We start from the raw sequence: 11,858 nt of genomic DNA on the forward strand, positions 1-11,858 counted from the left end.
ATCAGAGGCGGCACCGTCGGTATTGGGCGGCGCTCGGCCGCCCCGATAGGCTCACCGCCAGAGCTCGACCGACCTCCGCAGCGGGAGCAGCCCTTGGACTTCTTGACCGTAACCAGCAAGGGCGAGGCGCTCGCGCTTCTCGACCGTTTCGGCGACGCCGCCGCGGTGATGGGCGGCGGGACCATCATCGCGCCCCGCCTGCGCCGCTGCGGGGGCGGGGCGGAGACGGTGATCCATGTCGGACGCGCGGCGGATCTCGCAGGCCTCGCCCCCGACTGGATCGGAGCGGCCGTGACGCTCCGCCAACTCGCCGTAGCGCCCCAGCTCACAGCCTATGACGGCCTGCGCCGGGCCGCCGCCCTGAGCGGCAGTTGGCAGATCCAGGGCGTCGGCACCATTGGAGGCAACCTCTGCGACGCGGCGCCCTATGCCGACCTTGTGCCGCCGCTGCTCGTGCACGGCGCCACCGTCACGCTGGAGAGCCTGCGGGAGGGCAGCCGCATCCTGCCGCTCGCGGACTTCCTACTCGGCCCGCATCGTGTCGCCCGTGGAGCCCACGAGATGTTGACCGGCGTGAGCCTCGAGGCACAGCCGGCGCGGACGGCGGATACCTTCGTGAAGGTGACGCGCCGGGGCGGGATGGAGTTCTCGACCGTGTCGCTCGCGATCCGCCTGAGCCTCGCAGAGGACGGGGAAACCGTCGAGGAGGCACGCATCGCCGTCGGCGCGATGGCGCCGCTGCCATTCCGGGCCGAGGCCGCGGAGGGGCTCCTGCGCGGGCAGCGTCTCTCGGACACCCTGCTCGCGGAAGCCGGACAGGCCGCCCTGATCCCCGCCGCACCGCAGACGGATGTGCGCGCCAGCGCCGAATACCGCCGCGCCGTGCTGCCACGCCTCCTCGCCCGAGCCCTGCGCGACAGCGCCAGGGCGGCGGCCTGCCCCCCCGGACCTCCGCCATGCCGCCTGCCATGACCGACGTCGCCGCCACCATCAACGGACGAGAGGAGATCCTCCCGGTCGCACCCCTGGAGAGTCTGCTCGACGCCCTGCGTCACCGCCTCTTCCTCACGGGCGCCAAGGGCGGCTGCCACGAGGGCGTCTGCGGCGCCTGCACCGTGCTGGTCGACGGCGTGCCCATAAACAGCTGCCTCTACCCCGCCGAGGCGGTGGCCGGCCGCCATGTCGAGACGGTGGAGGGATTGACGGATCTGGTCGCCCACGCCGTGCAGGAGAGCATGGTCGCCGCGGGCGCGGTCCAGTGCGGCTACTGCACCCCCGGCTTCGTCGTCATGCTGACCAGCCTGCTGCGGGCCGAGCCCGCGCCGGACGAGGATCGGATCCGGCGGGCCCTGATGGGCAATCTCTGCCGCTGCACCGGCTACGCGCAGATCGTCGACGCGGCGCTCGCCGCCGCCCGCCGGCTCCAGGGAGCGCCCGATGGAAACCTTTGACGGCGCCTATGCGCGCCCCGACGCCTTCGGCAAGGTCGCGGGCGAGACGATCTACGCTGCCGACTATGCAGAGCCCGGCATGCTGCACGGCGTGCTGCTGCGCGCGCCCGTCGCGGCCGGGCGGATCGTCCGGCTCGATCTCGGCCGCGCCCGGGGCATGCCCGGCGTGCGGGCCGTGGTCAGCGCCGCGGACGTGCCGCCGGTGCTCGCCGGCTGGATCATCCGCGACACGCCGATGTTCGCCTCCGACGTGGTGCGCTACATCGGCGAGCCGATCGCGGCGGTCGCCGCCGACACACTGGACCAGGCCCGTCGGGCCGTCGACGCGATCCTCCTCGAGATCGAGCCGGTACCTGTGCTCGCCTCGATGGAATCGGCGCTCGCCGAGGGCGCGGGCCCGATCCATCCGGACCTGTCCCGCTACATCCTCGCCGACCAGGAGGGCACACCCTATCCCCGCTACGGCAACGTGGCCGCCGAATCCGCGACGCTGGAGGATCCCCGCTTCGTCGAGGAGGCCTTCGCCGCCGCGGCCCTGGTCGTGGAGGACGAGTTCCGCACCCAGCGGCAATATCAGGGCTATCTGGAGCCGAAGGGCGCCGTCGGGATCTTCCGCGAGGGGCGGATCACCGTCCATTCGGGCACGCAATGGCCCTACAACATCCGCGCCCGGCTCTGTCAGTACTTCGCCATACCGACTGCACGGGTGCGGGTGATCGGCCATCCCTATGGCGGGGGCTTCGGCGGCAAGCTCGACACCAGCGTAGAGCCGCACGCGGTCGCCTTGTCGCGGGCCGCCGGCGGCCGGGCGGTGAAGATCCTGAACACCCGGGCCGAGGACATCACCTGCGCGACCGCGCGGGAGGGTACCATCGTGCGCCTGCGCTCGGCCCTCGACGCGGAGGGCAACATCATTGCCCGCGACGCCGACTGCCTGATGGACAACGGCGCCTATACCGGCGAGACGGCCTTCCTCGCCTGTTTCCCCTTCTACTTTGCGGCGATGAGCTACCGGGTCGGCCGATTGCGAGCCCGCTCCCGGCTCGTCTACACCAACACCCCGCCGACTGCGGCCATGCGGGGAGTGACGGGCGTGCCGATGTACGCCGCCCTCGAAACCCACATGGACCACATCGCCGACAAACTCGGCGTCGACCGACGCGAATACCGCCTGCGCCACCATTTCAAGGACGGCGACAAGCTCCCGAACGGCCAAGTCCTTCACGACGCCTCGATCCTGCGCCAGCAATTCGCCGCGGTGGAGGAAGTGGCACCCTGGGACGCCTACGAACGCAAGCCCTGGCGCGGGCGCGCCATCGCCCCGGCCCTGTGGCTGGTAAACCCGCTGCCGGGCTCGGCGACGGCGAAGCTCCAGGAGGACGGCTCGGTGGTGCTGCTCACTGGCGCCAACGAGAACGGCACCGGCAGCGTCGCGGTCGGCCTGCGCCAGATCGTGGCGCAGGAGCTCGGCATCGCGCCCGACGCCGTGGTGATCCCCGATCCGGACACCGATATCGGCGGCTTCGACGGTGGCTCCCAGGGCAGCCGCACCCTGCAGGTCGCGGGCAATGCGGCGCTCGCCGCGGCGCGGGAGTTGAAGGGCCGGATCCTCGATACCGCCGCGCCGATGCTTCAGGCCTCAGCCGACGCGCTGGAGATGGCGGAGGGCTTCGTGCGCGTGCGGGCCCAACCGGGCCGGCGCGTTGCCCTCGCCACCGTGGGGGCGGCCTCGACTTTCGGTCTCGGCACGCTGGCCGGCAGCGGCCGCAGCGCCCTGCCGCCGGTCCCCTACAACCCGAGCTGCGCCAGCGGCCTGCTCTTCGCCTATTTCGCGAGCCCGACCTACCACGTCCACTACATTGAGGTGGCCGTGGACCCGGTGCTCGGCACGGTTACGGTCGAGCGCTACGTCGTGGCCCAGGAGGTCGGCAAGGTCGTCAACCTCACGAGCCTGCGCGGCCAGATCCAGGGCGGGGTGGCGCAGGGGCTCGGCTTCGGCCTCTGCGAAAGCCTGCGCATCGACGACGAGGGCAGGACGCTGGAAGCGAGCCTGGGCAGCTACCGCCTGCCGCTCGCGATCAACACCCCGCGGGTCGAGTCGATCCTGACCGAGCACCCCTCTGCCGATGGCCCATTCGGCGCCAAGGGCTCGGCCGAGCCGCCGATCCTGCTGCCGGCAGCCCTGGTCGCCTGCGCCGTCTCCGACGCGATCGGCCGGCCGATCCGCAAGATCCCGGTGACGCCAGAGGACGTGCTGGCCGCCATTATGGACGGCGAGCGCGAGACCGCGACGTCCTGATCCTTCCGGGCGTCCCCCCGCCCTCATCCCAGGAGCATCGAAGCCCATGGCCGGACCGAAGCGCGATGTCGGCGTCTTCCTCCTCGGCGATCTGCCGCCGAATCGCATCGCCGAGATGGCCCAGCGGGTCGAGGCGGCCGGATTCACAGAGATCTGGATCGCCGAGGACTATTTCATGCTCTCGGCCTTCGCGACCTCGGGCATCGCGCTCCAGGCCACAGAGTCGATCCGCGTCGGCATCGGCGCCATCGCCAACCGCGTCCGCCATCCGGCGGTGGCGGCGATGGAGGCGAGCACGCTGGCCGGCGCCTTCCCGGGCCGTTTCCGGGATCTCGGCCTCGGCCACGGCGTCCCCGCCTGGATGCGCCAGATGGACCTGTTCCCGAAATCCGTCCTGACCTCGATGTCCGAGGCCGTCCACGGCATCAAGCGCTTGGCCAAGGGCGAGACCCTGACGGAGAAGGGCGACTACTACAGCTTCGACAAGGTCAGCCTCACTCATAAGGCTCCGGACCTGCGGGTGCTCACCGCGGTGGTCGGCCCGAAATCGGTCGATCTCACCGCCCGGATCGCGGACGGCCTGCAGATCTCGGTGCTGGCCGGCCCGCGTTACGTGAAGCAGGTGACCGAGCGGGTCGCCGCCCTGCGGAAGGCCGAGGGCCTCTCGCCCGACTTCCAGATCGTCACCTACGCGCTGGCCTGCATCGATCCGGATTCGGCGCAGGCGCGGCGCAAGATGCGCAAGTTCGCCGCCTTCTACCTGCACGCCATGGGACCGACCCAGCTCACCGAAGTCTACGGCGTCAACGAGCGTCTGAGCGCCATGCTGGATGAGGGTGGCGCCAAGGCGGTGGAGCGGGACATGCCCGACGAGTGGCTCGACTGGATCGGCATCGCCGGCTCACCCGAGGAGGCAACGGCCTCCATGCAGGCCCTGTTCGAGGCCGGCTCGACCTCCGTCGTGCTCTGCATCGTGCCGAGCGAGGAACTGCCCGAGCAGCTCGATCTGATCGGCAAGGACGTCCTGCCGAAGCTCGCCTGACCCTCGAGCATAGAAAACGGGGCCGGCCCATCCGCGCCCGGCCCGCACTCCGTCAGCGGCCGGGCGTCATCGCAAAAGCGCGTTCCGAGGCGCGCTCGAGGTGAGTGTGTGGGGATCTCAGCGCTGGCGGCGCCGGACGCTGACGACGTTGTCGTCATCGCGCTTGGCCGGCATTGCGTTGAGGACGGTATTTTGGATGCCGTGTGCGTCGAGGCCGGCCTCGGCGTACATCTTCTCGGGCTTGTCGTGGTCCTGGTAGGTGTCGGGCAGGGTCATGGTGCGCACCCGGACCGTGCCCGCATCGAGGGCGCCCTTGGCCGCCAGCAGGTGCAGCACCATCGCCCCGAAGCCGCCGACCGAGCCCTCCTCCAGGGTCACCAGCACCTCGTGGCTGCCGGCCAGATCCAGGATCAGGTCCTCGTCCAGCGGCTTGGCGAAGCGCGCATCCGCCACCGTCACGGCGATGCCCTCCGCCGCCAGGGCGTCCGCCGCCTTCAGCGCCTCGGCCAGGCGCGTGCCCAGCGAGAGCAGCGCCACCCGCGCGCCCTCCGGACGCCGGATCACCCGGCCCCGGCCGATCGCCAGCACCTCGCCCCGCTCGGGCATCTCCACGCCCACGCCCTCGCCGCGGGGATAGCGCAGGGCGATCGGGCCCGAGTCGTGGGCATGGGCGGTGGCCACCATGTGCACCAGCTCCGCCTCGTCGGCCGCCGCCATCACCGTCATGTTCGGCAGGCAGCACAGATAGGCCAGATCGAAGGCCCCCGCATGGGTCGCCCCGTCCGCGCCGACCAGGCCCGCCCGGTCCAGACAGAACCGCACGGGCAGGTTCTGCAGGGCCACGTCGTGCACGACCTGGTCGTAGGCCCGCTGCAGGAAGGTCGAGTAGATCGCCACGAACGGCTTGTAGCCCTCCGTCGCCAGGCCGCCGGCAAAGGTCACCGCATGCTGCTCGGCGATGCCGACATCGAAGGTCCGGGTCGGATGCGCCTTGCCGAACAGGTCGATGCCGGTGCCCCCGGGCATGGCCGCGGTGATCGCCACCACCTTGTCGTCGGCATCGGCCGCCTTGATCAGGCTCTCGCCGAACACCCGGGTGTAGCTCGGCGCGTTCGCCTTGGCCTTGGCCTGCACGCCCGAGACCACGTCGAACTTCACCACCCCGTGGTAGCGGTCGGCCGAAGCCTCGGCCGGGGCGTAGCCCTTGCCCTTCTGCGTGACCACGTGCAGCAGGATCGGGCCCTGCTCGGTGTCGCGCACGTTCTTCAGCACCGGCAGCAGGTGGTCGAGATTGTGCCCGTCGACCGGGCCGACATAGTAGAAGCCCATCTCCTCGAACATCGTGCCCGAGCCGACCACCAGGGAGCGGGCATATTCTTCCGCCCGCACCGCCCGCTCGTAGAGCGCCTTGGGCAGGAGCTTGCCGAGCTGCTTGGCGGTCTCGCGCAGGCTCCGGTAGGTGCCCCCCGAGGCCAGCCGCGCCAGATAGGCCGACATCGCCCCCACCGGCGGGGCGATCGACATGTCGTTGTCGTTCAGGATCACGATCAGGCGCGAATGCAGCGCACCGGCATTGTTCATGGCCTCGTAGGCCATGCCCGCCGACATCGAGCCGTCCCCGATCACCGCGATCACGTTGCGACGCTTGGGCGGCTCGGCGCCCGAGGCCTTGGCCTCGGCTTCCGAGAGGTCGCGCGCCACCGCCATGCCGAGGGCGGCCGAGATCGAGGTCGAGGAATGCGCCGCGCCGAAGGGGTCGTACTCGCTCTCGCTCCGCTTGGTGAAGCCCGACAGGCCCCCGCCCTGGCGCAGCGTGCGGATCCGGTCGCGCCGACCGGTCAGGATCTTGTGCGGGTAGCACTGGTGCCCGACATCCCACACCACCCGGTCGTAGGGCGTGTCGAACACGTGATGCAGCGCCACCGTCAGCTCGACCACGCCCAGACCCGAGCCCAGATGACCCCCGGTCACCGAGACCGCATCGATCATCTCCGCACGGACCGCATCCGCGATCCCCTGAAGCTCGCCCTCCGGAACACGCCGAAGCGCATCCGGCGTCTCAAGCCCCTCCAATATCGAGGTGTCAACGAGTGCCAATGGATGCCTCACGCCGGAAATCGAGAAGAGCCGGCCTCGCTCTGCCGGCTCGGAAGGACGGGAAGGATCGGGTCGATGCCCATGCTGGTCTCTAGCCCACGTCGAGGGGCTCGGCCCCGGCGGCGCGGCCATCCGGCCCCAGGGTGATCCGCTGGATGCGCGCCTCTGCCTTGCGCAGCAGAGCCTCGCAATGGCGCTTGAGGGCCTCACCGCGCTCGTAGATTTCCACCGACTCGTCGAGGGGCACGTCGCCCTTCTCGAGGCGGCGCACGATATCCTCGAGCTGTTCGAGAGCCCTCTCGAACGGCAGGTCGGCGGAATCCGAATCTGTCCGCGCCGCCTCGGACGCGGGCGCCTGCGCGGCGGAACGAGCGGCCGTCATCCTGTTCACCCCTTTTGGCGGGTTATGACGGGCGCGGAGCGGCGACACAACCCCGGGGCGGTCGCGCGCAATCCGGTTGACGGGATTTGGCAGGGGCGGGCGGCCTTTGCGTCACAGTCGGATCGCGTCCGCATCAGGCCAGGGTGAGCCGGAACGGGTTGCCCTCGAACGCCTCCTCCCCGCGCCCGATCGCGGCGATGGCGGCGACCATCCGGCCCTCCCGGCCGAGATGGGCATCGGCGAGCTGGACGAGACGCGCGTTCGGCGTCGCCGAGGGCGAGAGCCCGCGCAACTCCCGCGCGAGCTCCGCTTCGTCCCGCGCCGGGCACAGCGCACAGGCAGCGATGAAGGCGGCGGCCGTCGAGCGGCTGATGCCGGCATAGCAATGGATGAGCAGGGGTGCCTGCCGCTCCCAGGCGAACACGAAGGAGAGGAAGCGCTCCACATGCGCCGTCTCGGGCAGGACATGCCCGTCGAGGGGCGCGACGATGTCGCTGAGATTGATCGTCAAATGGCGTTCGGCGGGAATCGCGGCCGGCCGCTCCACCACCGTGCCGGGGGTGGCCAGGGTTATGAGGTGGCTTGGGCGGATGGAGGCCGCGGTCTCCGGGAGACGCGAGAGGGAGCAGACATATAGGCTCGGCATGGCTCAGGCGGCGCTTCGGAGCGTGGCGCTCAGGGCTTCGAAGCGGTCCCGGTAGCGCTCCTGAGCCTGCGCCGTCGGCCAGCTCCGCGTCAGCGCCTCGATCTCGCGGGCGAGGCCGTCCGGCATCGGGCTCGGCCGCCCGAAATAGCGCTCGGCCTCCGCGGGCGCGAATCCGGCCAGGCGCGTCGCCTCCAGATAGGCCGCGATGCGGTCGGCCTTCTTGACGAGCCGGGTCAGGGCCGGCTCGGGGGCGGGCAGGCCGAAGCGGTGCCGGATCGCGACGAGCAGCCGGCGCTCGACGCTCTTGTAGGCGTCGCCGATCGCCCCCTTCAGGGGGGAGATGATGTCCCCGATCACGTATTCCGGGGCGTCGTGCAGCAGCAGCTCCAGGCGCGGCGCCGGCCCGGCCGCGCCGGCGAGCGCCCCGCCGATCGCCTCGACCAGCAGGGAATGCTGGGCGACGGAAAAGACGTGCGGCCCCTCCGTCTGCCCGTTCCAGCGGGCGACCCGGGCGAGCCCGTGGGCGATGTCGGCGATCTCGATGTCGAGCGGGGAGGGGTCGAGCAGGTCGAGGCGGCGGCCCGACAGCATGCGCTGCCAGGCCCGCGGCGGGGGCTTGGCCCGGGACGGACGGGCGCTCACCGGGGACGCTCCCGGCCGAGGGCGGCACAGGCCGCGTGCCGGTGGCAGCCGACGAGGTGGTCGTTGACCATTCCCACCGCCTGCATGAAGGCATGGACGATGGTCGGCCCGACGAAGCTGAATCCGTGCGCCTTCAAGGCCTTGGAGATCGTTCGCGAGAGTTCGGTCTCGGTGGCGATGTCGGCCCGGCTCCTCGGCTGAGGCTGGATGGGAACGCCGTCGCAGAAGTCCCAGAGAAACTTCGAGAAACCCGGCCCCGCCTCCTCGATCCGGAGCCAGGCCCGGGCGCCGTTGATCGTGCCGACGATCTTGGCGCGGTTGCGGATGATGCCGGTGTCCTGCATCAGCCGCTCGACATCCGCCGCCCCGAACCGGGCGACGGCCTCGGGGTCGAACCCGGCGAAGGCCCTGCGGAAGCCCTCCCGCCGGCGCAGGATCGTGATCCAGGACAGCCCGGCCTGGAAGCCGTCGAGGATCAGCTTCTCGTAGAGGGCGCGGGCGCCGTATTCCGGCACGCCCCATTCCGTGTCGTGATAGGCCACGTAGAGCGGGTCGAGCCCCGCCCACCCGCAGCGGGGGCAGCCGTCGGGATGGGTGGTAAGGAGGCCGTCGGTGTCGCTCATCGCGGCTCAGCCGGCCGGCGCGGCGGCGTCTTCGGGGAAGGCGAAGCGGGCGAAGGCCGGCTTCTCCACCGCCGCGAGCAGGCCCCCCGCCCGCACGGTCTCGCCCGCGGCGAGCGCGTCGGCGAGGCGGTCGAGCCGGATCGCGGCGAGCCCGCGCGTGCCGGCGCCGCTGCCGGTGCTGCCGAGGCTCTTGGCCCCCGCCGTGACCTCGCTGCCGAAGGCCGGCGCCGCGCCCTCGCGATAGACCAGGGGCAGGATGCGGGTGCGGGCGGTGCCGCGGTGCTGCATGCGCGAGACCACCTCCTGGCCGACATAGCAGCCCTTGCGGAAATCGACGCCGCCGAGCTGGTCCATCAGCGCCTCGTGCGGGAAGGCGTCGCCGAAGGCGAAGTCGCGCCCGCCCTCGGGCACGCCCAGGGCGATGCGGTGGGCGTGGTAATCGGCCTCCGTGGCATCCGCCGAGAAGGCGCCCTCCGCGAAATAGAGGCGGTCGCCGAGCGCGGGCAGGCGCCCGTCCTTCGGGGCCGAGACTTCGGCGGCGGGGGCGGCCCCGTCCCAGGCGGCGCCGATCCCGAGGGTCGGCTCGGCGGCGATCGTCACCTTCGCCCGCAGCCTGTAGAGGGTCAGGCGCTTGAGGAAATCGGGCACGCGCTCGGCGGCGAGGTCGAAGCGGTAGCCCTCCGGCGTCCTCGACAGCAGGAAGTCGAACTGGATCTTGCCCTGGGGCGTGAGCAGGGCCCCGAGCCGGGCCTCCCCTTCGGGCAGGGTCTCGACGTTGCAGGTGAGGATCCCCTGCAGGAAGTCCGTCGCGTCCGGACCGGACACGGCGACCAGGGCGCGGTCCGGCAGCAGGGCGATGGGCATGCGGGCTCCTCTCGAACGGGCGGCGTTGCGCGCCGCGAAGGGCTGACATAAGCCGCCCCGCAGCCGCTCTCAACGCTTGCAGGAGCCCCGACATGGGAACCCCTTCGGAAGCCCCGTTCGATCTCGTCCTCGCCGGCGGCACGCTGGTCAACCATGACGGCGCCCACGAGGCCGATCTCGGCATCCGGGCGGGCCGCGTCGCGGCGATCGGCGACCTGTCCCGCGCCGACGCGGCCGAGCGGCGCGATTGCCGCGGGCTCCATCTGCTGCCCGGCGTGATCGACAGCCAGGTGCATTTCCGCGAGCCCGGCCTCGACCACAAGGAGGACCTGGAATCGGGCTCCCGCGCTGCGGTGATGGGCGGCGTGACCGCCGTGTTCGAGATGCCGAACACCCATCCGCAGACGACCAGCGCCGACGCGCTGGCCGACAAGGTCGCCCGCGCCCATCACCGCATGCATTGCGACTTCGCCTTCTGGGTCGGCGGCACCCACGAGAACGCCCATCAGGTCGCCGAGCTCGAGCGCCTGCCGGGGGCGGCGGGCATCAAGGTGTTCATCGGCTCCTCCACCGGCTCGCTGCTGGTGGAGGACGATGCCGGGGTGCGGGAGATCCTGTCGCGCATCCGCCGCCGCGCCGCCTTCCATTCGGAGGACGAGCCGATGCTGCGGGAGCGCAAGGGCCTGAGGGTCCCGAACGACCCGTCCTCGCACCCGGTCTGGCGCTCGCCCGAGGCCGCCGTGAAGGCGACGGAGCGCCTGATCGCGCTGGCCCGCGAGACCGGCGCCCGCATCCACATCCTGCACATCTCGACCGCCGACGAGATGCCAATCCTGGCCCGCGCGAAGGACCTCGTCAGCGTCGAGGTGACGCCGCACCACCTGACCCTGGACGGCAGCGAGGCCTATGCCCGGCTCGGCACCCTGGTGCAGATGAACCCGCCCGTGCGCGACGCCGCCCATCGCGACGGGATCTGGCACGGGCTCCGCCAGGGCATCGCCGACGTGCTCGGCTCCGACCACGCGCCGCACACGCTGGCGGAGAAGGCCAAGCCCTATCCGGATTCCCCCTCCGGCATGACCGGGGTGCAGACCCTGGTGCCGGTCATGCTCGACCATGTCGCGGCCGGGCGCCTGTCGCTCGCCCGCTTCGTGGACCTGACCAGCGCCGGGCCGAAGCGCCTGTTCGGCATCGCCCGCAAGGGCCGCCTCGCGGTCGGCTACGATGCCGACGTGACGGTGGTGGACCTGAAGCGCCGGGAGACCATCCGCAACGCGTGGATCGACTCGAAATGCGGCTGGACGCCCTATGACGGCGTCACCGTCACCGGCTGGCCGGTGGGCACGGTGGTGCGCGGCCTGCCGGTGATGTGGCAGGGCGCGCTGGAAACGCCCGCGCGCGGCGAGGCGGTGGTGTTCGAGGAGGCGGTGCCGGCCGCCCGCTAGCGGGCGCGGCGTCGCGCGCTCACGCCCGCGGGTCGCGGCCTCTCAAACCCGACCGCGCCGGCCTCAATGCTGCAGGGTGGTGGTGAAGCCGCCCTCGCGGATGCGCTCGGGCAGGCCCTCGGCGTAGCGGGCGGTCGCCTCCTCGCCATAGGTTGCCACCAGTTCCTGGAAGGCGGCGAAGAGGGCGGCCTGGGCCATGCAGTCGCCGTCGAGCCCGTCGAGACAGCCTTCCGCGAAGGCTTCCGTCACGAGACCGAGCGCGACGCGCTTGTCGTTGGCGTCTGCGTCGAAGGGCGCGGGGGCGTCGTTATTCATGGCTCTGGCACGTTTCTGTGCCGGACTGGGCCGGCCGAACACCTGCACGATA

General features: G+C 71.4%; 12 protein-coding genes. 5 read left to right on the forward strand and 7 right to left on the reverse strand.

Annotated elements, in window-relative coordinates; genetic code table 11:
• Positions 1-93 precede the first annotated feature (93 nt).
• From MMB17_RS16700 to MMB17_RS16715, 4 genes are read left to right on the forward strand one after another with little or no spacing between them, the layout of a single operon-like run.
• A complete protein-coding gene (locus MMB17_RS16700) occupies positions 94-972 on the forward strand; it encodes an FAD binding domain-containing protein (RefSeq protein ID WP_241099617.1) in 879 nt (292 codons plus the stop codon).
• Complete coding sequence (locus tag MMB17_RS16705) at positions 957-1,451, forward strand: (2Fe-2S)-binding protein (RefSeq protein WP_241099618.1); 495 nt, start codon at positions 957-959, stop codon at positions 1,449-1,451. Before MMB17_RS16700 ends, MMB17_RS16705 begins: the two co-directional genes overlap by 16 nt.
• A complete protein-coding gene (locus tag MMB17_RS16710) occupies positions 1,438-3,750 on the forward strand; it encodes a xanthine dehydrogenase family protein molybdopterin-binding subunit (protein ID WP_241099619.1) in 2,313 nt (770 codons plus the stop codon). Before MMB17_RS16705 ends, MMB17_RS16710 begins: the two co-directional genes overlap by 14 nt.
• Before the next feature lie 46 nt (positions 3,751-3,796).
• Positions 3,797-4,792 (forward strand): LLM class flavin-dependent oxidoreductase, encoded by a 996-nt coding sequence (locus MMB17_RS16715; protein WP_241099620.1) that lies wholly within the window; start codon positions 3,797-3,799, stop codon positions 4,790-4,792.
• Between the two features lie 117 nt (positions 4,793-4,909).
• On the opposite strand, the gene dxs is transcribed toward MMB17_RS16715, so the two are convergent.
• The 6 genes from dxs to ygfZ all read right to left on the reverse strand — a co-directional run bounded on the left by dxs (position 4,910) and on the right by ygfZ (position 10,046).
• Positions 4,910-6,889 (reverse strand): 1-deoxy-D-xylulose-5-phosphate synthase, encoded by a 1,980-nt coding sequence (gene dxs / locus MMB17_RS16720; RefSeq protein WP_241099621.1) that lies wholly within the window; start codon positions 6,887-6,889, stop codon positions 4,910-4,912.
• Positions 6,890-6,980: 91 nt separating this feature from the next.
• Entirely contained in the window at positions 6,981-7,271 is a 291-nt protein-coding gene (locus tag MMB17_RS16725; RefSeq protein WP_241099622.1) for an exodeoxyribonuclease VII small subunit, read from the reverse strand.
• A 133-nt stretch (positions 7,272-7,404) separates the two neighbouring features.
• Positions 7,405-7,917 carry a tyrosine phosphatase family protein gene (locus MMB17_RS16730; RefSeq protein ID WP_241099623.1) on the reverse strand — a complete coding sequence of 171 codons (513 nt, stop codon included), beginning with the start codon at positions 7,915-7,917 and terminating at the stop codon, positions 7,405-7,407.
• A gap of 3 nt (positions 7,918-7,920) precedes the next feature.
• Entirely contained in the window at positions 7,921-8,508 is a 588-nt protein-coding gene (locus MMB17_RS16735; RefSeq protein WP_241102215.1) for an HD domain-containing protein, read from the reverse strand.
• Positions 8,509-8,555: 47 nt separating this feature from the next.
• The gene (locus tag MMB17_RS16740) at positions 8,556-9,182 is read right to left on the reverse strand and encodes a DNA-3-methyladenine glycosylase I (RefSeq protein ID WP_241099624.1); all 627 of its coding nucleotides are present in this window, start codon (positions 9,180-9,182) and stop codon (positions 8,556-8,558) included.
• 6 nt (positions 9,183-9,188) lie between these two features.
• Positions 9,189-10,046: a CAF17-like 4Fe-4S cluster assembly/insertion protein YgfZ gene (gene ygfZ, locus MMB17_RS16745; protein ID WP_241099625.1), complete on the reverse strand. Its 858-nt coding sequence runs from the start codon at positions 10,044-10,046 to the stop codon at positions 9,189-9,191.
• Positions 10,047-10,138: 92 nt separating this feature from the next.
• On the opposite strand from ygfZ, the gene MMB17_RS16750 reads away from it, so the two are divergent.
• Positions 10,139-11,491: a dihydroorotase gene (locus MMB17_RS16750; RefSeq protein WP_241099626.1), complete on the forward strand. Its 1,353-nt coding sequence runs from the start codon at positions 10,139-10,141 to the stop codon at positions 11,489-11,491.
• 63 nt (positions 11,492-11,554) lie between these two features.
• Here the strand turns inward: MMB17_RS16750 and MMB17_RS16755 are convergent, their stop codons facing one another.
• The gene (locus MMB17_RS16755; RefSeq protein ID WP_238310933.1) at positions 11,555-11,806 is read right to left on the reverse strand and encodes a hypothetical protein; all 252 of its coding nucleotides are present in this window, start codon (positions 11,804-11,806) and stop codon (positions 11,555-11,557) included.
• Positions 11,807-11,858 lie beyond the last annotated feature (52 nt).

Origin of the sequence: Methylobacterium organophilum (assembly GCF_022533465.1) — a bacterium.
GTDB classification, from domain to species: Bacteria; Pseudomonadota; Alphaproteobacteria; order Rhizobiales; family Beijerinckiaceae; genus Methylobacterium; species Methylobacterium organophilum.